24 protein-coding genes are annotated in these 22,549 nt (G+C 40.4%); all 24 read right to left on the bottom strand.

Translation table 11 applies throughout. The features are described 5' to 3' along the window. Window positions 1–164: 164 nt before the first annotated feature. The 24 genes from NQ550_RS10505 to mutL all read right to left on the bottom strand — a co-directional run bounded on the left by NQ550_RS10505 (window position 165) and on the right by mutL (window position 22,544). Window positions 165–845 carry a site-specific integrase gene (locus NQ550_RS10505; protein ID WP_008703154.1) on the bottom strand — a complete coding sequence of 227 codons (681 nt, stop codon included), beginning with the start codon at window positions 843–845 and terminating at the stop codon, window positions 165–167. Further along, window positions 811–1,308, bottom strand: coding sequence for a hypothetical protein (locus NQ550_RS10510; RefSeq protein WP_008703156.1), 498 nt, complete (start codon window positions 1,306–1,308; stop codon window positions 811–813). The genes NQ550_RS10505 and NQ550_RS10510 overlap by 35 nt, the downstream gene beginning before the upstream one ends. A 17-nt stretch (window positions 1,309–1,325) precedes the next feature. Beyond that, on the bottom strand, window positions 1,326–1,970 hold the full coding sequence (locus NQ550_RS10515) for a hypothetical protein (protein WP_025578420.1): 645 nt from the start codon (window positions 1,968–1,970) through the stop codon (window positions 1,326–1,328). A 77-nt stretch (window positions 1,971–2,047) separates the two neighbouring features. Next, complete coding sequence (locus tag NQ550_RS10520; protein WP_025578419.1) at window positions 2,048–2,326, bottom strand: hypothetical protein; 279 nt, start codon at window positions 2,324–2,326, stop codon at window positions 2,048–2,050. A gap of 150 nt (window positions 2,327–2,476) precedes the next feature. After that, on the bottom strand, window positions 2,477–2,761 hold the full coding sequence (locus NQ550_RS10525) for a DUF2442 domain-containing protein (RefSeq protein ID WP_025578417.1): 285 nt from the start codon (window positions 2,759–2,761) through the stop codon (window positions 2,477–2,479). A gap of 24 nt (window positions 2,762–2,785) precedes the next feature. Next, the gene (locus NQ550_RS10530; RefSeq protein ID WP_008703161.1) at window positions 2,786–3,061 is read right to left on the bottom strand and encodes a type II toxin-antitoxin system YafQ family toxin; all 276 of its coding nucleotides are present in this window, start codon (window positions 3,059–3,061) and stop codon (window positions 2,786–2,788) included. Continuing rightward, entirely contained in the window at window positions 3,058–3,327 is a 270-nt protein-coding gene (locus tag NQ550_RS10535; RefSeq protein WP_008703163.1) for a type II toxin-antitoxin system RelB/DinJ family antitoxin, read from the bottom strand. Before NQ550_RS10535 ends, NQ550_RS10530 begins: the two co-directional genes overlap by 4 nt. 614 nt (window positions 3,328–3,941) lie before the next feature. Further along, complete coding sequence (locus NQ550_RS10540) at window positions 3,942–4,139, bottom strand: hypothetical protein (RefSeq protein ID WP_008703164.1); 198 nt, start codon at window positions 4,137–4,139, stop codon at window positions 3,942–3,944. Continuing rightward, window positions 4,139–4,552: an HU family DNA-binding protein gene (locus tag NQ550_RS10545; RefSeq protein WP_029676927.1), complete on the bottom strand. Its 414-nt coding sequence runs from the start codon at window positions 4,550–4,552 to the stop codon at window positions 4,139–4,141. Before NQ550_RS10545 ends, NQ550_RS10540 begins: the two co-directional genes overlap by 1 nt. Window positions 4,553–4,932: 380 nt before the next feature. Then, window positions 4,933–5,472: a hypothetical protein gene (locus NQ550_RS10550; protein WP_025578415.1), complete on the bottom strand. Its 540-nt coding sequence runs from the start codon at window positions 5,470–5,472 to the stop codon at window positions 4,933–4,935. A 176-nt stretch (window positions 5,473–5,648) separates the two neighbouring features. Beyond that, a complete protein-coding gene (locus tag NQ550_RS10555; protein ID WP_025578414.1) occupies window positions 5,649–6,848 on the bottom strand; it encodes a D-alanyl-D-alanine carboxypeptidase family protein in 1,200 nt (399 codons plus the stop codon). Further along, window positions 6,845–8,005 carry an FtsW/RodA/SpoVE family cell cycle protein gene (locus NQ550_RS10560; protein WP_025578412.1) on the bottom strand — a complete coding sequence of 387 codons (1,161 nt, stop codon included), beginning with the start codon at window positions 8,003–8,005 and terminating at the stop codon, window positions 6,845–6,847. The genes NQ550_RS10555 and NQ550_RS10560 overlap by 4 nt, the downstream gene beginning before the upstream one ends. Beyond that, window positions 7,999–8,286 carry a cell division topological specificity factor MinE gene (minE, locus tag NQ550_RS10565; protein ID WP_020993911.1) on the bottom strand — a complete coding sequence of 96 codons (288 nt, stop codon included), beginning with the start codon at window positions 8,284–8,286 and terminating at the stop codon, window positions 7,999–8,001. The genes NQ550_RS10560 and minE overlap by 7 nt, the downstream gene beginning before the upstream one ends. A 25-nt stretch (window positions 8,287–8,311) precedes the next feature. After that, the gene (minD, locus tag NQ550_RS10570) at window positions 8,312–9,100 is read right to left on the bottom strand and encodes a septum site-determining protein MinD (RefSeq protein ID WP_008703173.1); all 789 of its coding nucleotides are present in this window, start codon (window positions 9,098–9,100) and stop codon (window positions 8,312–8,314) included. Window positions 9,101–9,160: 60 nt separating this feature from the next. Then, a complete protein-coding gene (locus NQ550_RS10575; protein WP_025578410.1) occupies window positions 9,161–12,055 on the bottom strand; it encodes a penicillin-binding transpeptidase domain-containing protein in 2,895 nt (964 codons plus the stop codon). Next, the gene (gene mreD / locus NQ550_RS10580) at window positions 12,040–12,570 is read right to left on the bottom strand and encodes a rod shape-determining protein MreD (protein ID WP_008703177.1); all 531 of its coding nucleotides are present in this window, start codon (window positions 12,568–12,570) and stop codon (window positions 12,040–12,042) included. Before mreD ends, NQ550_RS10575 begins: the two co-directional genes overlap by 16 nt. Continuing rightward, the gene (gene mreC, locus NQ550_RS10585) at window positions 12,560–13,471 is read right to left on the bottom strand and encodes a rod shape-determining protein MreC (RefSeq protein ID WP_020993912.1); all 912 of its coding nucleotides are present in this window, start codon (window positions 13,469–13,471) and stop codon (window positions 12,560–12,562) included. The genes mreD and mreC overlap by 11 nt, the downstream gene beginning before the upstream one ends. A gap of 17 nt (window positions 13,472–13,488) precedes the next feature. Then, window positions 13,489–14,502, bottom strand: coding sequence for a rod shape-determining protein (locus NQ550_RS10590; RefSeq protein ID WP_008703181.1), 1,014 nt, complete (start codon window positions 14,500–14,502; stop codon window positions 13,489–13,491). Window positions 14,503–14,524: 22 nt separating this feature from the next. Further along, entirely contained in the window at window positions 14,525–15,244 is a 720-nt protein-coding gene (gene radC / locus NQ550_RS10595; protein ID WP_008703183.1) for a RadC family protein, read from the bottom strand. 134 nt (window positions 15,245–15,378) lie between these two features. Then, window positions 15,379–16,974 carry an NAD(P)/FAD-dependent oxidoreductase gene (locus NQ550_RS10600; RefSeq protein ID WP_025578408.1) on the bottom strand — a complete coding sequence of 532 codons (1,596 nt, stop codon included), beginning with the start codon at window positions 16,972–16,974 and terminating at the stop codon, window positions 15,379–15,381. Further along, entirely contained in the window at window positions 16,971–18,161 is a 1,191-nt protein-coding gene (locus NQ550_RS10605) for a BaiN/RdsA family NAD(P)/FAD-dependent oxidoreductase (RefSeq protein ID WP_025578406.1), read from the bottom strand. Before NQ550_RS10605 ends, NQ550_RS10600 begins: the two co-directional genes overlap by 4 nt. Further along, window positions 18,158–19,432 (bottom strand): methionine gamma-lyase family protein, encoded by a 1,275-nt coding sequence (locus NQ550_RS10610; RefSeq protein ID WP_008703188.1) that lies wholly within the window; start codon window positions 19,430–19,432, stop codon window positions 18,158–18,160. The genes NQ550_RS10605 and NQ550_RS10610 overlap by 4 nt, the downstream gene beginning before the upstream one ends. Before the next feature lie 95 nt (window positions 19,433–19,527). Next, a complete protein-coding gene (gene miaA, locus NQ550_RS10615; RefSeq protein ID WP_025578404.1) occupies window positions 19,528–20,472 on the bottom strand; it encodes a tRNA (adenosine(37)-N6)-dimethylallyltransferase MiaA in 945 nt (314 codons plus the stop codon). 20 nt (window positions 20,473–20,492) lie between these two features. After that, a complete protein-coding gene (gene mutL, locus NQ550_RS10620; protein ID WP_025578402.1) occupies window positions 20,493–22,544 on the bottom strand; it encodes a DNA mismatch repair endonuclease MutL in 2,052 nt (683 codons plus the stop codon). Between the last annotated feature and the right edge of the window lie 5 nt (window positions 22,545–22,549).

Consider the following 22,549-nt stretch of genomic DNA (forward strand, 5'->3'; position numbering starts at 1 on the left):
CTTATATCTTCTTATATCTTGGTATGTGTTTGGTGTAAAATTGGTGTAATAAAGCTCTTTTTGACCGTTTCAGAATCAAATTGGTGTAAGCTTATTGTTACAGAACTGTTAATTTTGATGTAAGCTAGCTATTTTTTATCTAAAAATGGTGTAAGATTATTACATTACGAAATACGTCTATTATTTAGCTTCTGAATTTCGTTTGTCAAGCGTTCATCTGTAACATGATTATACAATTCCATCGTCATTTTCATAGAAGCATGACCCATGATATCCTGCAATGTTCTTGGATCAACTCCGGCTTCTGCCATACGAGAGCATGATGTATGTCTCAGGAGATGTGGATGTATATGTGGTAATGGCTCTATTGTTCCACCAAACTTTTTGATATCAGAATTATAATCATCTACAATACGATTCAGAATACGTCCAATAGTTTGTGTGATAAATGGTTTATTTTGCCTGTTAGAAAATACAAAATCCTTATATCCATCTATTTCGATCTCTGTTTTCTTATCCATCTCAATCTGATTTTTCATCTGTTCCATAAGAGCATCCCTTGCGGCATTTGATAATGGAACATTACGAACACCAGATTTAGATTTAGGAGTAAGTATTTGATATTGACAAGCATCTTTTCCTACATTGTTGTATTGTAACTGGTGAGTGATATTTACAAAGCCATGTTCTAAATCTACATCATCCCATGTCAAACCACAAACCTCTCCAACTCTCAGAGCAGTTTCAAGTATAAATACAAACAATGGATAATAATATGCATACTTGCTATTTTTAATGTATGTAAGAAAATTATCCTGCTGCACCATTGTTGATATACTGAACATCAAACTGTGTCAGATGTTCAATGATTAAACAGTTTTTATACCACACCTTAATATTAAGAACATTCGGCACCATTGTTGACACTCTAAGATCAACTTCATCTATGAGTTGGCTCTTACACTCTTCTACTTGTTCACTTAAAGGCTTAATTCCAGAATGTGCCAATGACTTATAATATTCGTTAGCTTCATCATAGGTTGAAAATATATCGCACAAATTATATGGTGGATAACTTATAGCAAAATCGCAGCATTGATCTCCAACCCAAACGATATATTTGCCTTTATATTTTGTCATTACAACATAAGCAGGTATATGATTCTCATTGTACGATGACTCTTCCTCAAAGAATCCATAAACATCACTTTTAATTTCTTCGGTATCTTCCAAATCATCAATATAATCAATGAACTCTGTAATTTTATCTTCCGTATCTAATCCAATTGTCCGAAATTTTTCATTCATATGAATTGATTCTCCTTTTATCTATCCGCATTGAAATCAACAAAAAATATCTGTCTCTCACATTCATCCTTATATTTCGGATATGTATTAGCAATTTTTTCAAGTACCGCAATTTTAACTTCTGGATAAGCTTCTACTGATCCTACTTTTCCATCAATACTGCCAAGAAAATTATCATAACTTACCAAATTATGTCTGATATAGTTTACAATCCAACGATTGATAGTTTCTTCATCGGCTGTATAAGCATTTTTCATATATGGCTCATCAATCCAATCACCATTTAAAGAACATGGATGACATTGATACCACTCTTGTTTTGCTTTTAGTGCCTTAGTCTTTAATTCTTCATCCGATAAAACTTTTATAGTAATTGAATCTATAAACAACTGAACACTATGATTCATATTGCTATACTTAGTTTCGACTGCTTTACTTGCTGATTTCTTACGCTTATTAGCTTTCTCCATAGCATCTTGAAATTCTGATGTTGTCATTACCTGCTTAACGGTATCTTCATCCCACAATCTCATAGGAGCAGCCTTTCTATAATGAGGATTCGCTTTCAATACTGGATCTGGAAGAAATTTACTGATTAAACTTTTCGTCCATCCATACTCTTCAATAATTCTTGACTGAGTAATCATTTTATTATCATTCATAATACATAGCTCTCCTTTCTCTCAGTGGACAGATGCAACTCCATCCACTGATATTGATATATATTTCTCTGTGTGTCTTAAAGTTCCACTACATATTTACGTGATGGAATCTCAATCTCTTTATCAAGTTTAATTGACTGATTCACAATCATTCTGAGGACTTTGCAAACATACTCTTCGTCACCTCTGATTTCAGAAGGCTTTATCAGTATCAGATATGGATCAAGTTCATTGGCATGTTTTACAAGAAAATCAGCATATTCTTGTGAAGTAATCGATAAAATGCTACATAAATTAGTAGAAGATTCTGGACTAATGATGGCTATATTATCAGCGCCATTATACGATTTACCCAATTATAATAGGCGCAAATTTTTTAAAGAATTCTCATTATTGCTAGAAAAATATAGCAATTCTTCTGATTATTAAATCTTAATTTTGAAAAGCCCCCAGGATTAACTCCCGAGGACTTTCATACTGCTCATATTAAATTGTGATCACATTATTCAAGCAATCAGATTATTAATGGATTCTAACTCATATATAGTAAATGGATCAATGTCAATACAACTGGATTCATCTCTGTTGCCAGAAAGATCCCATGCAAGAGTACCATTCATAACGGTACAAGCTTCCTTAAATGCATCAATATCTCTTAATGGCTTAAATATTTCTGCTTTCAAATCTTCTGTAGCATCATAGTCTACAATCTTACCGTCATCAAAGAATACCTGTACATGAAAATTATCCAATGGTATCACCTGTACTACTGTTGGAAAATATTCGTTCATATTGTTATAGTCCTATTATTTTAATCAAAACAAATCACTATGACTTCCAGTTCTTGTCAAATATAGGAATAGTTCATCTTCATAGACTTCATAAATCAACAACCAATCAGGAGCAATATGACATTCTCTGCAATTACTATAATTTCCTGAAAGATTATGATCTCGATTCTTCGGCGGTAATATTTCACCATTTGCCAATTTTTTGATGATATCAGTCATTAATCTCATATCGTATCCACGTTTCTGAATACGTTTTAAGTCTTTTTGAAACTTACTGGTCGGCTTAACCGTATATTTCATGCTAATAATTCCTCCATCATCTTGTCCACATCTGTATATGCTTTTCCAAGAGAAGGATTCTGTTTCATCTGCTGCACTTCATTAATTGCTGATATTGTTTCACTGTTTGGTATTTCTCTGGTAATCTCAAACGGTATTCCCTGTTCTCTGATTGCCTGTTTTACAAAAATTGTGAATGCAGTTGTCAGATTCATACCTAAATCATTGAAAAGATCTTCTGCTTGTTTCTTTAAATTATCATCCATTCTAATTGATACATTTGCCATAAATCCACCTGCTTTCTAATCTATTTATATTATCATTATATAGCTTATGCAATGCATTGTCAATACTATGCATTATTTCAAGAATTATATCTTTTCCATCCTTATATAAATATCTGCATCGGCAGCAGACATCTTATACTCGTTTCTACACAATATATTAATGAACTAACCATCAAATTTCAACGATAATGCTTTAAGGGTAAAGTTGTTAGGGTAGATGGTTTTCGTTGGAAATTTAAGGTTATATATAAGGATTTTCAGCATAGAATTGATTCTGTGAGGGATGGTTATGGTTATACGGATGACTGTATTAGTTCCCTTCCGTTATTATAAGCAGGATAACGGAAGTCTTATGAAAAAGCCCTCCGTCCTGTCTATAGAAGTAAACTAAATATTACTTCCGTTCCTGTTTCTAAACAACTGACTTCGGTTTTTAAACAACGAATTTATCGCATTTTTCCGTTGTCTGATGCGTTTCTAAACCGACAGAAATTTGAACCTACCCTTAAAATCCCATCACATCAGGTTCTTCCCATTGTTCCGCTGTGACTCCCAACGATTCCAGAAGCTTATCAATCGGTGCTTCATCTTCATTTCTGTATTATTTAATTCCATTACTTCTCTAATCCTTTCTCAGCCATATTATTTTCATCAATTGTCCTGTCAGCCATTGGACACCACTCTGGACTTGTCTCAGGTAAATTATCCTCGCCCAGTTTACCCATCAAATTTACTCTATTTCTATTATCACAATAATACATTTTCTTATTGACAGCATAGCATTTTACATATTCACAATCTTTACATCTCATTACTCTTCTTCTCCTTCTTCGTATTCGTCATCTTTATTATTTGCTTCTTCTTTGAGATAATCTCCATACGCTTCGCAAGCACGATTTAACACAGTACCAGATTTAAACTTTGCCTTATATCTTTCTGGAATCTCATACACATTCTTGCCTGTTCTTTCCATTCCAGAACATGTTTTTTTTTCTTTATAAAATTTAGGTTCTACAGTGAAAAATCCTAATAATACCAGTTTATCTCCCTTAGCCAAAATATCCTCTATAGTGTGAAGCATATAACGGATTGTCCAGTATGTATTCCAGTAGTCTCCACCTATCCTATTTTTTGGTATTCTCTCATATTCTTTGAATCTATTAGCTTCTCTCATTTTATCATGTACCATTTTGGTAAATTCTGCTTCATATATTGTTTTGTTCATCGTCTTTTCCTCCTTGCTTTTGTTCTATGAAATCACCATTTCTTTGATAATATTTTTAAGCACTAAAATAAGCCCACGTACCTATTGTTATAAAAGTACATGGACTTATTCAGATGTTTAAATGTTCTTGTATTGTTATAGATGTAATGCTATATTCTGTGGTGTAAATTTGGTGTATTTATACCTGTTTAACACCTGTTTTCCCTTGATTTTACGGGATAAAATCGTAAATGTGATATTATATGCATATTATTCAAAAACACAAGTGGTATTTATATTTTTTTGTGAAATTTTGTTGAAAATATGTTACTGTTCACACACCACTGTCCCGCGAGGTGTTTTGGCATATTCATGCCAAAATCCCGAGATATTTATTTTTTTCAATGGGTAAAAAAGCTATACAATTCCAGGTATTCCTTTTCTGTTTCCTCGAAAGCCCGTACCGTATAATCTATTGTAATATGAATCTCCGGTGCTTCCCTTTCCTGGGGTTCATTTAGCAGGTGTGTAAGGTCAAACCAGAGCATATCATCATCGATTTCTTTTAATAATTGTTCTTCTTTTGCGTTTAATGGGCTCCCAAGATATTTCTGATAGATCAGATCCAGCAGATTTTTCTCCTGCTCTTTATATCCTGAGAGGGTTTTCTTGAATGGTCTTGGCACATCAGATAAATAACATTCGCTGGCATCGTGCAGAAGGCAGGCAAATGCCACACGCCTGGAATATCCTCGCGCAAGGGCTTCTCTGGCACAGTTGATGCAATGCTGACCTACTGAAAAAAAAGTTTTTACCTGTCCGTTTCCGCGGCAGATCAAAGATAAGGCATGTGCAATATCTTTGATACAGATCATATCCGGGTCTGGATGTAATGGATCTATATGTCTGCCTGTGTATGTTGTAATATAATTGTTATTCATAATCTTTCACCTCGTTCTTTTGTGTAACCGGAATTCTTGTAACAGAAAAGTGGATAGTCTTGTACGACCCTGCCGGAAGGCTTTATTATGTTATAGGTGTTATAAAAACATTGCGGAGAATTTTCTATAACATAAAACGGATACAATTAATGATAACTGTATCCGTTTTATGTTAACTAACTGTTAATATTCTGAAGCAGTGAATTCATCTCCTGATACAGAAGTTCTTTCGTATCAGCTCCCATTACAATTGAAACAAAAGTTTTTCCGTATGCATTCTGTGTAAGGATTGCAAGACAATTGCCGGCTACTTCTGTTGTTCCGGTTTTACCACCGAGAATTGTAACATCTTTTGGGGCTGTTGCCTCTCCGGTAAGATAATGGTCTGTTGCGGTAAGCGTGGTGCTTTTTTCTGTTCCGTCTGAGCCTGTATAGGTTACTGTATAAGACGGCAACTCTGTAATTTCTGTAAATTCAGGGTAGGTGAATGCTTCATTCAGCATCAGATAAATATCATATGGTGTTGTATAGTGATTTTCATCCTGCAGTCCATGTGGATTGGAAAAATGTGTTCCTGTACATCCAAGCTTTGCGGCATAATCATTCATCATCTGTACGAAGTTCTCTGTACTGCCTCCAACATATTCCGCAATGGCAGAAGCTGCATCATTGCCGGAATATACAAGCAGACAGTGGAGAAGCTGATCAAGGGTAACCTGATCGCCGGCCACAAATCCGCAGACCTGTGATCCATCCTCCAGTGTAACATTATCCTGAGTGATCGTGACAGTGTCATTCAGTTTTCCACTTTGTAATGCAAGCATTGCTGTCATGATCTTGGTAATACTTGCAGGATACACCTTATCATAAATGCCGTTTGCATACAGTACTTTATGATTGCTCAGACTGAACAGCAGCCCTTTCTGTCCTTCTTCCAGCTGGGCATTCTTAATACAATCAACATTTCCTTGGGAGGAAACACATAATTTCTGGGCAAAAGATTCTGTTCTCATATTTTCCTTAGCTGCAAGGGCATTTGTGAAAACTTCAGAAGAATCAAAAGCCTGTTCAAGAGTACCAAAATAATTTCCGCTTAATATATTCCATCCGTAAAAAACACCGCCGGCAGCTGCAAGAATCACAAATACACCAACCAGAATCCTGAATATATGTTTTAATCTCTGACGCTTTTTATGATATTTTGTACGTAGCAAAGCCTGATGCTCCTCTGTTTGTCTGGATGGCATCTGCGATTTCGGCAGTTTGACTGTCTGAAGCGGTCTGGAAGGTTTGTGTCTGTGCGGAGCTGTAGATTTGTATGGAACAGCAGATTTCTTTTCCGGTATTTTACCGGAAGATTTCTTTTTTGTTCTCATAAGTAATCCTCTCTTCTGTCAATTTCTTTTTGAATAATTTCTTTATTGTATGTGCTGCTCTGAAGTCCTACATTGAGTACAAGCCCCATACCAATATACAGACTTACCAGCGAAGTCAGTCCATAGCTTACAAAAGGAAGGGGAGTTCCCGTATTAGGCGCAAGACCTGTTGCAACACAGATATTAATGAAGCTCTGTAGTGCGATCAGGCCGCCGATTCCACAGCAAAGAACCTTTCCTGACAAATCTTTTGCCCGAAGACTCATCCGGATACATTCAAAGGCAATTGCCAAAAGTAGCAATACAATTATCACGCATCCAATAAATCCGTACTCTTCACCTGCAACAGCAAAAATAAAGTCTGTCTGATTCTCTGCCACGAAGTTTCCCTGATTTACAGAAGTTGTACTGTTATCACCGCTTAATTTCTTACCAACCAGTTCCCCTGAAGCAATTGCAGTTTTAGAGTTATTCTGCTGTTCAATATCATCCGAGTATTCTTCGTTTTCCGGATACAAAAAAGACATGATACGACTTCTCTGGTAATCCTTGAGCAGTTTCTGATCCGGCTGGACAACAATTGATAAAAAAATAATGGTCAATGGAACAGCAATAAGCAGTGCTCCTCCGATGATCTTATAGCTTAAACCTGCAATATAGATCATAATACAGAAAATTACTACAACAGTAATTGTATTTTTCAGGTCCGGCTGTTCCAGGATCAGGAACAGAGGTACTGCCAGTAACACGCCGGATAATGCCAGCGTTTTAAGTGTATTCAGTGTTTCCTCATGATCCATAAAAAATTTTGCAAAGAATACGATCAGGATAATTTTTGATAATTCTGTCGGCTGAAATCGGAAAGATCCGATACCGATCCATCTGGCGGCACCGTTAGCACTGTCACCCGCAATACGCACAACGATCAGCATGATAATATTAAATCCATACATGATCCACTGAAAGTTCATGATCCATGAGTAATCCAGCAAAGAAAGGATCAGCATGACAATAAGTCCAAGTATTACTCCGGCAAACTGCTTTGATCGCAGGTCCGATGCTGCTGTGCCTACCAGTGTAACTCCTATCAGGCTGATCGCCAGCAGGAAAATGATCAGTCTGAAATTGTAAAATCTTAATTTATATTGCTTTAACATAATTTATCTGTCCTTTTTAGTAACTGTGAAGATACCAAACGGTTATCCTTTTTGTTTAAAACAGGAATATACGCATGGAGTACTGCAGGTTCCTGCGTAATCTGGATTTTTACCTGTTCTTCATCAATAGTAAGGTATTTTTTTACGGTATGTATCATATCATTCCGCAACATTTTCATCATCTGTGGAGAGCAGTCGATACGTTCCGAGATCAGCAGAAGCTTCATGCGGTCTCTTGCATATCCGGCTGAACGCTTCTTTTCTTTAAAAAAAGCTTTCACACAGATTCCCCCTTATAAATACAGGCTACTTTTTGAAAAAACTACCTATTTTTCTTAATAACCCCTGCTTCCTGTTAATGTCTGCAAACGGAATCTCTTCACCTAAGAGGCGTTTACAGATATTCATGTATTCTTCTTCTGCCTGAGAAGATTTCCCGGAAAGAGGCTCCCCCTGATTTGTGGCAATCACAATCTGTTCATCATCCAGAATTGTTCCGATCAAATCAACAGCAAGGATATCCGTTACATCATCTACGGACATCATATCACCTCTTGCAATCATATCCGGCCGCAGGCGATTGATGATCAGGCTGATATCTCTGATCTCGTTGGCTTCCAGGAGTCCGATGATCCGATCTGCATCACGTATCGCAGAAACCTCCGGCGTGGTAACTACCAGGGCTTTATCAGCACCTGCGATCGCATTTTTAAATCCCTGTTCAATTCCTGCCGGACAGTCCAGAAGAATATAATCAAACTGTTCTCTCAGATCGTCGGTCAGTTTTATCATCTGTTCCGGAGACACAGCGGATTTGTCTTTTGTCTGCGCAGATGGCAGAAGACATAATTCCGGATGTCTTTTATCCTTGATCAGAGCCTGTCGCAGACGGCAGCTTCCGTTAATGACATCCACCAGATTATAGACAATCCTGTTCTCCAGGCCCAGAACAACATCCAGATTCCGCAGACCGATATCTGTATCAACCACAACAACTTTTTTGCCCAGCATAGCCAGACCTGTTCCGATATTGGCGACAGTTGTGGTTTTTCCTACTCCGCCTTTGCCGGAAGTAATCACAATGACTTCACTCATAGTTACAATTTCCTCCCTGAAAAAATTTCCATTCTTCTGGTATTCTCCTGTATGGTAGTTTCAGTCATTCGAAGTATCACTGGTATCACTTGCCGCAACACCGGTAAGAATAGACTTTTCATCAGTTAATTCAAAGATATATTTAAAAATATCATCAGCTGCAAGACACGCATTACCGGAAGTATATCCATTCTCAATACGCACTGCAATCGCATATTCAGGATCTGAAGCCGGGGCATATCCCACAAACATACCATGGTTTGGATGATAAATAGTTACCTCGGCTGTACCGGTTTTACCTGCCACATCCACGCCAAGTCCGTCAAACTGTCTGTGAGTCTGTACTACCCGGTACATTCCGTCGTGAATATCATCCCACACATTCTGTGATACATCAACTGTATTAATGATATCCGGCTCATATTTTTTTAAAGTATTACCCTTGGAATCTGTCTGTCTGTCAAGTAAAGTCAGATCATAAACATTTCCACTGGTAGCGATCGCTGTTGCATAACGTGCCAGCTGACTGGTGGTATAATCATTGGTACCATGTCCGATATAAGACGGGACTGCGTAGGAATCTGACACATGAGGTGCGGATTCTGTGATCTCGATACCTGTTTTCTTATCCAGACCAATCTCTGAAGCATATTTTTGCAGTACACTCAGGCTTCGGTTTTCTGAAAAGTTTCCGTCTGCATCCTGACCAAGTTTAAAACCAACCATGTTGAAATAAGAGTTACAGGACTGCTCAATCGCCTCCCTGATCTCGATCTCTCCATGTCCCTGTTTGTTCCAGCAGTTGATCGGAGGTGTTACAAGATCAAAGGAGCCGGTACAGTTAATGTATGTTCCGTCATCGATCACTCCTTCAGACATTCCGGCAATTGTAGACAGAATCTTAAATGTAGAACCCGGTGCTGCTGTCTGCTGGGTTGCTTTATTGAAAAACGGACTGGATTTATCTGTAGATAATTTCGCATAATAATCCGTATCCATGTTATTTACCAGACGGTTATTGTCATATCCCGGGTAGGATACGCATGCAAGAACATCCCCTGTTTTGACATCTGTGATTACTGCAGAAGCAGAACATGGCTCCAGCGCAAGCTGTGCAGGTTCTATTTCGAGAGTATAAATTTTATTGATCATAAAGTCATAAGCTGTCATGGAGCCGGAGGCCAGTGCCTCGTAACTGCCATCATCTTTTGATAAAACTCCCTGTTCATACAGCACCAGACAGATCTCGCTTCCGGAAATGGTGTCCTCCTGAAGCATATACTTATATAGAAGTTTTGAGAAATTGGTGTCTTTTTTAAGATAATCGATCAGATAATCTGTAAGAGCCTGATATACTTCATCGGAATCCAGATAATCTCCTTCTGTAGAAAATTTGGAAATATCGATCCAGTTCTGACTTGCCGCATATGTCAGATAATCTTTCAGACTGATATCTTTATCGGTTGTCCATTTCTGATAAGTACTGTCAGAGGTATCAATGGCATTCTTTGAGATAACCCCCAGCGTATCTCTGAGAAGATCATCACAGATATAAGTAAGGTATTCCTGGATCTGATCATCTTCATCTTTTACGGCCGGTGGATTCTCAGCTGTCAACCTGTTAGTTATTGTATCAAAAACCTGTTGCTGTTTCTGTTGAAATTTGGCATATAATTTTTTTTCTGTATCGGAAGCGTTGGCATCACTGAATTTATTGATATCGATGACACTGTTGGCAATCAGGGCATTATATACATCATAGATCGGTATTTTAATCTGTGCAGCATCATTTACACTGAAATCATAGGTTTTGGATGCTTCAATCTTGGATAAAAGGATTCCGGCAACTCTCTGTTTCAGGATCTGGTAGATAGCGGACTGCCAGCTGCTGTCTATGGTAAGATAGGTGTCATTACCTGCGACAGGTTCTACTCTCGTGCTGTCGTCAATCTTAAGTACTTTGCCAAGGTTATCGACAGTGACAGTTTCTTCACCGTCTGTTCCCTGAAGAGATGTTTCCATATATTTCTCAATTCCCGATTTACCGATGATCGCATCATTTGAATAATCAGGATTCTTCTGTCTCAGTTCTTCAAGCTCTTCTGAAGAAGCCTGTCCCGTATAACCAAGAATTGGTCCCATGCTTGCATCATCAATGTATTTGCGGACAGAATCCTCTACAATGTCAATTCCCTGAAGCTCCGGCTGATTTTCCCTGATTGCAGCTACAGATTTTTCGCTTATATTTGAAGCAATCGTAACGGCCATGTACTTCTTGAAACTGTTAGTGCTCAGTGCATAGCGGATTTTGGAAAGCTCAAGTATATCCTGCTTTGACAGGCTCTCCGGAAGTCCATGGGATGTCAGTTCTTCTTTGGTATAAGCATTATCGCCGTAAAGAACAATGGAAAATCCCTCTTTTCCGCTCATAAACTCGATCATCTGATCTGCAGTGGCATTTTTCTGTTTTTTTGTCAGGTTATCAATCAACGGTTCTCCGTAAATATCCGCACGAAAACGGTTCAGAGTAAATCCCTCATCAACATCAAAAGCATAATTCCCGCTCTCATCCAAAACAATATGGAAGCCGGTACTGATGGAATCCCCGTTGGACTCAAGGATTTTCAGGACTTTATAGGCAATCCCGTTCAGTGTAAGATTCTTTTCTCTGGTAGAATCATAAGTTCCATTATCCTCAAAGGTAACAGAATAAGCCAGCACATTTGTTGCCAGCTCCTCACCATTTCTGTCATAGATATTGCCACGCGTACTTTTGATCACACGTTTTTTTGTTGTTCTTGATTCAAATTTGCTGATATAAGCCTCTCCCTGGATGATCTGCAGTTCAAAAAGCTGACGGACCAGAGTGGCTGACATAAATACAAAAACCAGTACCAGTACTGTGGTACGTTTTATTCGTATCTTTTTAAAAAATCTTTTTATTTTAGTACCCAAATAGACTCACTTTCCTTCATTGATGGATTCTTCATGAAATGATAATTAATATAATGAAATACCCGGTAAACAATCAGTGTAAGGATCACTGTATAAAAAATCTCCGGTAAAATAATCCGGTATAAATAGGTTCCGAGCCCCAGACGTCCCCTGAGCAGAAACTGCAATGCATAGACAGAAAGTCCGTACAGTAAATCCCCGATACCTGCAAGCATAACCGGAACCTTTATGTCATCATCATAGCAGATCCTGTGGGCATATCCGCTTAAAAAGCCAATATACATATAGATCAGAGCGTAGAAACCAAACACAGAGCCATAGAACATGTCTACCAGAAATCCACAGAAAAATCCTGTCCACAGTCCACTTTTTCTTCCGCGCATCAGCCCCATGGATATACACAGGATCAGGATCAGATTCGGCGTAATAGAACCGATGGATATCACATGAAGAAGAGTACACTGAAGAAGAAAACTGATCAGGATCATAAAAAATAACGCTATCTTACTCTTCATTTGCAGTCGCCTCCTGAGCTGCCTGAGCATTGTCATTAACAGAATCCTGTTTATTTACTGTAATGACAAGTACATTTTTCAGATGCTGGAAATCTACAGGTGTGACAATGGTACCTGTTTTGGTCAGATTGTTGCTGTTTTGTTCCACCTCACTGACGTATCCGATAAATAGTCCCTCTACATATTTCTCACTGATATTGGAGGTAACGATGCGTTCCCCCACTGTTACTTTATTATTCTGGTCATACAACTGGCTGAAGCTTAATTTACCCTCATCGATGAGTTCCAGATCTCCTTCCACCACACAGTTATCCTGTGTGCTGACAGTCATGGCACTGACATTGCTGCTGTCATCGATAATGGAACGTACAGTCGCCCAGTGAGTTCCGACCTCTGTCACGATCCCGACCAGACCTTTATCTGCAAGTACATTATTATCCACACGAATGCCGTCTGCAGATCCCCGGTTGATCATAAAGGTATCATACCAGTTGCCCGGATCTTTGGATATGATTTCTGCAGCAATCTTTGGATATTCGGTATACTGCTGGTCAAGATTATACATCTGCTGTAATCTTACATATTCTGTCTGATCCTGGATCAGTTTATTGTTCTGTTCTGTGAGACTGTCTATCTGTGCCTTTAAATTTTCGTTCTCACTGAGGATTTCTTCTTTATCACGCATACGGTCCTGCATTCCTTTCAGAACTGAACTGATCCGATTGATGCTGTTTTCAAATGGAACGATCAGTATCCCGGCGGCATCCTGCAGCGGTGCAGTGGTTACGCCGGATGAAAAAGTGGCAGCAATACAGCTGACGCAGAAAATCGACATAATGACCAGAAGATGTTTACTTTTTAATTTAATCCTAAAATGTACTTTCTTTTTCAGGTTTTTCATTGATGCACCCCTAAAAATTATAGTTTTCTCTGCGTAACCGGTACTGCCCATTCACGCAGTTCTTTATTTCTGATTATTTTCTCCAGACCTGTAACTGCCGAGGTTTCATAAAAATCTGACAGATTAAAGGTGAATCCCGTATAACTGGCAAGGTATTTATCAATATAAGGAAGTCTGGTACTGCCTCCGGTTATGTAAATCCCCTGTTTCGCAATATGGTAGGAAATCTGGGGAGGAATTCGCTCCAGAAATGTTTTCATCTCTGCTGCAATCTCATTCAGACAGTTCATGATACCGTCATTTACCACATAAGAAGAAATGATTTCTTCTCTTGGCAGTCCGGAAATACAGTCAATTCCTACAACCTTACGTACTTCCTTTTTCGGATCACTGAGACGTCCCATGACCATCTTAAGCCTCTTGGCAGTCCTTGTGCCAATCTGCAGATTATATCTTTTACGTATTTCACTGCAGACAGATTCATTCATCTGTCTGCCTCCCAGCGGTATTTTCCTGCTGATAATGATCTTTCCTCCGGTGATGATCGATACTTCTGTACTCTGTGCACCGATATTTACGATCATATTTCCTTCCGGATCTTTCAGATTGACACCCATGGCAATGGCATCTGCAATGGGTGCCTCTACCATAAATACGCGATTTTTCTTTAACCAGTGACCATTCGCCACATGAAAATATGCCCGTTTCTCAACCGCAGTCATATCCAGAGGAACAGTAAAATACATTGTTGCGCCAAATCCCAGGATATGATCGATCTTTCGGATCATACTGTAAAGAACAATCTCCTGAAGTTCCAGATTAGCGATCATGCCAAATGTCATTGGCGAAGTAACCGTAATATCTGTGGGGGATTTCTCAAACATATCGTATGCTTCATTTCCCATTGCAATGATCGTGTGTCCCTTGGACGCGATCATATTTTTCTCGATATAAGTTTTGTTTCTGAAAAAAGAATAGACTTTTACGGAACTGCTTCCCAAATCTATTCCATATGTTTTCTCAAATAGCATATTCTGCCCCTTTGTTGTTGCCTTATTCTGTACATGTATTCCATAATCCTTCTTCTCTGAAGCTGCAGTATCTCTGATCCCCGATCACAATATGATCCAGCAGATGTATTCCCAGCAGTTCCCCCGCCTGATAAATCCTGGCTGTGATCTGTAAGTCATCCGGACTTGGTGTAGGATCACCACTTGGATGATTGTGTATCAATATCAGACTGACTGCATGGCGGCGCAGAGCTTCCATGAAGATTTCCCTTGGTGTTACCAGCGAACCGGTTGCAGTTCCCCGGGTCAGTATCTTATCTCCCAGAAAATGTCCTTTCACATCTGACATCATACAGATCACCAGTTCTTGCTCTTCATGGCGGAGTTCTTCCATATAATAAGCTGCTATGGAGGAGGGATTGTTCATAACTATCTGCGGTCTGGCAGCAGCCTTGGCAATTCTTTTGGAAAGTTCTCCAATGCATTTTAACTGTACTGCTTTTACCTGTCCGATTCCATGAATCTTCATAAGATCCTGTACAGATACATGCATAAGCCCCATAAGGCCGGGATAGGAGGACGACTCCATAAATTTCAGGATCTCCTGTGCAAGTGCCAGTGAATTCTTTCCTGAAGTGCCGCTGCGCAGGATTACTGCCAGCAGTTCAGTGTCATTTAATGAACCCTCACCCTGCATAAAGCATTTCTCATACGGCCGCTGTTCCCTGGGAAGCTGCTTCATAATATTATTTGCATTATTCATAAGTCTGCCTGTGCTCTCTAAAGCCTCTGGGCAAATTGCAAATTATATTCTAGCATAAAAGAGGAGAGATGTACACTCTCCTCTCTGATTTTTATGTGAACTTTATGTTTACCGGTAATATCCCGCTTAAGAGATCAATTGTTTTTTATAGCCGCATATTTTCGGCATACAGTCTCAGCAACTTTGATTCCATCCATGGCAGCACTTGTGATTCCGCCTGCGTAACCTGCACCTTCGCCACATGGATAAATTCCTGCCATATTTGCTGTGAGCTCCTGATCACGTACGATTCTTACAGGAGAAGAAGTACGGCTTTCAATGCCACTGAGCAGTGCATCCTCTCTGTCAAATCCGGAAATTCGTTTTCCGAAGGCTCTGACACCTTCTTCAATAGAATCGCCTACTGCTTTTGGCAGAACAGAGCGTACATTTGTCAGTATATATTCTCCCTTCATACAGGGAGTAACCTCTCCTAATGCTTCACTTGCCTGATTTTTGCAAAAATCACCAAACAGCTGAACAGGAATTTTTCCTTCTCCGAGTTCCCATGCTTTTTTCTCCAGATCACGCTGAAATTCTACGCCGCCAAGAACTCCTTTATCCGGGAAATCTTCTGGTGTGACTGTGACGATCATGGCACTGTTTGCATTTCTGGAATCACGTGCCTGATAGCTCATTCCGTTCACTGCGAGACGGCCGGGTTCAGAGGATGCATTTACAACATATCCGCCCGGACACATACAAAAAGAATAAACACCTCTGCCATTTGCACACTTATGGGTTACTTTATAGCTGGCTGCACCAAGTAATTCATTCTCAGGCTCTCCATAAAGATCCATATTGATCATTTCCTGAGGATGTTCAATACGCAGCCCCACTGCAAATGACTTTGGCTCCATATAAACACCACGTTTCTGTAACATTTCAAAAGTATCTTTTGCACTGTGTCCTGGTGCCAGTACACAGACTTGTGCAGGGATTCTCTTATCATTGTTGATCTCAATTTCTTTTAATGTATTGTTCTCAAAAATCAGATCTGTTACCTTGGAACGGAAGCAGAATTTTCCTCCCATTTCTTCGATTTCATGACGCATTTTTTCAACAATACCAACCAGTACATCCGTTCCCAGATGTGGCTTCTGCTGATAAATAATTTCTTCCGGTGCGCCGGCAGCTACGAAACGCTTCAGTACCTCATGATTACGTCCGTAAGGATCTTTTACCAGCGTGTTCAGCTTTCCGTCGGAAAAGGTGCCGGCGCCGCCCTCTCCGAACTGTACATTGGACTCAGGGTCAAGAACACCATTTTTCCAGAAATTCTCTACTGTTTTCTGACGTTTCTCAGCCTCTTCTCCGCGTTCAAGTATTATTGGACAATATCCGGCTTTCGCAAGATACCATCCGCAGAAAAGTCCTGCAGGACCGCTTCCCACAATAACGGGAGAATGTAAAAGAGGTGTCTCACCCGGAGAGGGAAATTCATATGGTTTCTCTTTGATCAACATAATATTGTTATTGTTAACTTTTTTGGCGAGTTTCTGTTCATCTCTGATCGTTACATCTACAGTATATACAAAGATTTTGTCATTTTTGTGTCTGCAGTCCAGAGATTGCTTTCTTATTTCGTAAGTAAAACTGTTTCCGGGATTTTTTAATGTTTTTGCAATCTTTTTTTCGAGCTGTGTCTTTGTATGTGTGATCGGAAGTTTCAGCTGTGAAATTCGAATCAATTTTTCTCCTCCTTTGCGGCATTTTTGCCGGCCACTGCGCCGCTGCTCCATGCCCATTGCAGATTATATCCGCCGCATGTACCGTCAATATCTAGAAGCTCCCCTGCAAAATACAGACCCTTACAGAGCTTTGACTCCATGGTTTGAGAATTTACCTGTGAGGTATCTACTCCCCCGGAGCAGACCTGTGCCTGTGAAAATGACATACCATCCTGCACTTCAAGAGGAAATTCCCTTATGGCAGAAACCAGTTGTTTTTGTGATATAAGGATTTTGATAAGCTTTTCCGGGAAAAGTCCCACCAGGAGTTCTTTTTCTTTTTTATAGGGACATGCCTTCTTTCGTGCATACAGAAGTTTCTTTAATTCTTCTTCTGACAGCTCCGGCATGAAATTAATGCGGAGCTCTGCTTTATGTCCTTCTCTGACTGCACGTACTGCATAAGTGCTGAGCTGAAACACTGGGATTCCGGAGATTCCGTATTCTGTAAGCTGTAGCTCGCCACGTTCAGATTTACAGAATTTCCCATCTGTAAAAAGGGAAATTTCTCCTTCTGTACGCACACCAGCCCATGCCTTAAAAGAAGAGCCCTTACATTTCAGGGCAGTAAGTGCCGGATAAACCGGGACAATGCGGTGATGAAAGCTCTCTGCCAGCACATATCCGCTGCCGTCTGAACCTGAAACAGAAGATGCCTGGGATCCATTGGCAAGTATCAGTGCATCTGCATCATAGTGCCATCCTTTTGTCAGGATTTGGAAATTCTTTCCATTTGTCCCGGTTTTTATTTCTGTAACCTGTTCGTTTGTCTTTATTTTCACACCCAGACTGGCAGCCTCCATACACAGTACATCTACAACACTCTGCGCCTGATTGCTTCTCGGATAAAGATAGCCGTTCCTGTTTAAAGGATAGATTCCTATCTCTTTGAAAAACTCAATGGTATTCTCGACAGAAAACTCTCTGAGTGCATCTTCGACAAATTCCGGATGTTCGCCTCTGTATGCATCATCCGGTCTTGCAAGATTGGAAAAATTACATCTGCCGTTTCCTGTAGCACAGATTTTCTTTCCGGGTTTCTCGTTCTGTTCCAGAACAGTGACTGCTGCCCCGTTTCGGGCCGCCATGATCGCTGCCATCAGTCCACAGGCTCCTGCTCCTGTGATCACTACCTGTCTTTTTTTCATAAAGTTACAAGTCCTTTATCAACCATTTTCTGCAGGGACATCAGAACACCCAGTTTTGCATGTTCCCAGGTAAGTCCTCCCTGAAAATACACTGCATATGGAGGCTTCATCGGACCATCTGCAGAAAGCTCGATGGAAGAGCCCTGTACAAAAGCACCTGCTGCCATGATAACCTGACTGTCATATCCGGGCATATCCCATGGCTCCGGATCTACATAACTGTCAACCGGTGCTGCTGCCTGAATACCCTTACAGAATGCGATCAGACCTTCCGGTGTGCCAAGACTTACCGCCTGAATGATGTCCTGACGTGGCTCTGTGGAATCCGGGATTACCGGGAATCCAAGTTTCTCATAAATATTTGCCGCAAACACAGCTCCCTTTAACGCACCCTTGGTAACCATTGGTGCAAGGAAAAATCCCTGGAAGAAAGAACGGTTGACTCCCAGAGTTGCGCCTACCTCACTGCCAAGTCCGGGACAGGTCATTCTGTAAGAAGCATTCTCCACGCACTCCTTAGTACCTGCAATATAACCGCCGATAGGCGCAAGTCCGCCGCCCGGATTTTTGATCAGAGAACCAACGATCATATCAGCTCCCACATCACTTGGCTCAATGGTATCTACAAACTCACCGTAGCAGTTATCCACCATACAGATCACATCCGGTTTAATACTCTTTACAAAAGAGATCAGTTCTCCAATCTGCTTTACAGAGAAAGACGGACGTGTCTGGTATCCTTTGGAACGCTGGATCTCCACAAGACGTGTTTTTTCATTGATTGCTTTACGGATGCTGTCATAATCAAAGGTTCCGTCTTCTAACAGTTCCACCTGACGGTAACTTACTCCATATTCTGCGAGAGAACCTTTTGACGGGCGGATGCCGATTACCTCTTCCAGAGTATCGTAAGGCTTTCCGGCAGGTGCCAGAAGTTCATCACCCGGACGGAGATTACCGAATAAGGCAATGGCCAGCGCGTGAGTTCCGCATGTGATCTGCGGGCGTACCAGACAGGCTTCCGTATGGAAAGTATCTGCATAAACCTTTTCAAGTGTTTCCCTGCCAATATCGTCATATCCATAACCGGAAGAACTTCCGAAGCATTCTGCGCTTACTTTATTTTTCTGCATGGCAAGAAGCACCTTCATCTGGTTATATTCTGCCGTTTTATCAAATTTTTCAAATCTTTCTTTTAAAGATTCCTCAATCTTATGACCAAAGTCATAAACCTCTGAAGAAATCCCAAGCTGTGCATACATTTCTTTCATAATTTGTTTCGTCCTCATTTCTGTTTGCATTATTATCTTTATTTTATCTCTGAATTTCACTTATTCTGTATCAGTGATTTTTAAGAAAAATTCGGTTATAAAATTCCTCTGTTCCTGCATACCTTCAGCATTTCATCAAGGATTCTGTCTTCATTATAGTCAAATTCATCCTTATTCATCCAGGTGGTATCCTTCTCCCTGCGGAACCAGGTCAGCTGGCGTTTTGCAAAATGTCTGGTATCTCTTTTCAGGATCCTGACCGCTTCCTCTAACGGATACTCGCCATCCAGATATGCAAGGATTTCTTTATATCCAAGTCCCTGCATGGAAACCATCCCCCTGTGGTATCCCATATCTTTTAACTTCTGCACTTCCTCAAGGAGTCCCTCTTTTAACATCTCATCAATACGGTCATCAATCCGTTTATAAAGAAGTTCCCTTGGTACATTCAGCACAAAATATGCCAGATTATAAGGGGTTTCGTGTTCCTTCTGCTCCTGATTATGTGCGGAGATCGGCGACTGGTTCTGATGATAAAACTCCAGTGCCCTGATCACACGTTTTACATTATTGGCGTGGATTTCCCCGGCACTGACAGGATCAACATCCAAAAGCATCTGATGCAGATATTCATTTCCCTTTTCTGCAGCAAGCTGTTCCAGCTCCTGACGGTATCCGTCTTCCTGCTCTGCCTGAGTAAAATCAATATCCTTTGTAATAGCCTGTATATAAAATCCGGTTCCTCCTACCAGAACAGGAATTTTCCCCTTGGCATAAATTTCTTCCATGGCAGCTTTTGCCATCTGCTGGAATTTCACGATATGAAATTCTTCCTGAGGCAGCAGTTCATCTACCAGATAATGCTTTACTCCCTGCATCTCCTCCGGCCGGATCTTAGCTGATCCAATATCCATATATTTGTAGACCTGCATGGAATCAGCAGAAATGATCTCTCCGTTTACTGCTTTCGCAAGAGCAATGGATAGATGGGTTTTTCCTGCTGCCGTCGGTCCTGTAAGAACGATCAGTGGCTTTTTCATAATAGCTCCTTATATATAAACTATACAATACGTTTAAACTTCTTTTCCAGTTCTGTTTTAGTCATGGAAATAATCGTCGGTCTTCCATGAGGACAGTGATAGGGATTCTCCAGTGTGAGCAGTTCATCGATCAATGCATTTGCCTCCCGGTCGGACATCTGATGATTTCCCTTTACCGCAGCCTTACATGCCATGGTGGCCAGTCTGGAAGCAAAGATTCCAAGGGGATCCTTATCCTTCTCAGAAGCAAGATTGTCAAGCATTTCCAGAAAAAGTTCTTCCTCCGTAAGACCGTACAGATTGGCCGGGACTGCATTGATACAGTATTCCTTACCGCCAAATGGTTCAATCTCAAATCCAAAATCCTCGAAATACTTACGGTTAACCTTAAGAAGAGCTTCTTCCTGAAGATTCAGGGATACGATCAGCGGCGGGCTGAGGTACTGGGATTCTACTGTCTGCTCACGAAACCTTTTTACGAAACGTTCATAATAAACCTTTTCATGTGCCGCATGCTGGTCGATAATAAAAAATTTATCCTCAAACTGAACAAGCCAGTAAGTATCAAAAATCTGTCCGATCAGCTGATGACGGCTTCGGGATTCAGGAGCAAGAAGTTTCTCCTCAAATAATTCCAGCTGCTGTGGTCTGATTTCTTCTGATATTACATTTTTGTTTTGTTCTATCTGTTTTCTGTTTCCTTCTGAATCCACAGCAGTCTTCAGATATTCTGCAGTTCTCTGTTCTGCAATTTCCTGCTTTGTCTCTGAAAATACCGGTTGTTCTTCATTCTTTTTCTCGCTTAGTGTTCCCTCAAAAAGCTGTTCCTCTGCCTTGGTAAGAGGATCCCTGGTCTGATAGATCTGCTGTTCACGCACTGCCTGTTCTGCCATTGTAACAGTTCCTCGTGGTAGTGCGGTATGCTCAGAAACCCTGGAAGCTGTATTTACAGTCTTTGGACGATACTCCGGAATTTCAGCCCGACGTCTGGTTTCAAATGGCTCCGGTACATCTCCCGGTTTTACCACAGGCTGCTGTTTTTTTATCGGTTCTTCTTTTCCAAAAGGCACTGTCTGGATCATTTCTCTTGTGGTAAGAGCCTTGTGGACTGTCTCGTAAACTGCATCATAAACTTCTGTTCCTCTTGCAAACCGCACTTCCATCTTGCTTGGATGCACATTTACATCCAGATCATTTCCCTCCATCTGAATATGAAGAGAAACAAAAGGAAACTTATGCTGCATGAGAAAACCCTTATAGGCGTCCTCTATCCCCTTTGCAATGATCTGGTTCTTTACAAAACGTCCGTTAATATAATAATTCTCAAAGGTACGGTTACCTCTGGAAATCTCCGGTTTTCCCACAAAACCCTCAATCTTCATGAAATCATTCTCGTAGGATACCTCAAGAAGTGCTTTGGTGATATCTCTTCCATATATATTATAGATCACATCTTTCACATTGTAATTTCCGGAAGTATGAAGCTTCACCTGTTTATTCTGGATATATTTAAAAGAAATCTCAGGATGGGACAATGCCAGCTGCTCCATCAAAGTGCTGACATAATTTCCCTCCGTAGTATCTGATTTCAGGAACTTGCTTCTAGCAGGTGTATTGTAAAAAAGATTTCTCACCAGGAAAGTAGTTCCTTCCGGTGCTCCCATATCCTCTAAAGACTCCTGTACACCACCGTTGATCACATAACGGACGCCGCTTAATGCAGATGGGGTTTTTGTGATCAGTTCCACCTGTGCAACAGCAGCAATACTGGACAAAGCCTCACCGCGAAATCCAAGAGACGCAATGTGTTCCAGATCCTCAACCTTCTCAATCTTACTGGTGGCATGACGCAAAAATGCCAGGGGTACCTGATCTCTTTCCATACCCCCGCCATTATCTGTGATACGTATCATCTTTTTGCCGCCGTCTGTGATCTCCACTGTTACAGCAGTTGCTCCTGCATCAATTGCATTTTCCACAAGCTCCTTCACAATGGAGGACGGACGTTCCACTACCTCACCGGCAGCGATCTTATCTATGGTCTGCTGGTCTAATACTGCAATTTTTCTCAACTTTT

The sequence above is a fragment of the Blautia wexlerae DSM 19850 genome (genome assembly GCF_025148125.1).
Lineage (GTDB): Bacteria > Bacillota > Clostridia > Lachnospirales > Lachnospiraceae > Blautia_A > Blautia_A wexlerae.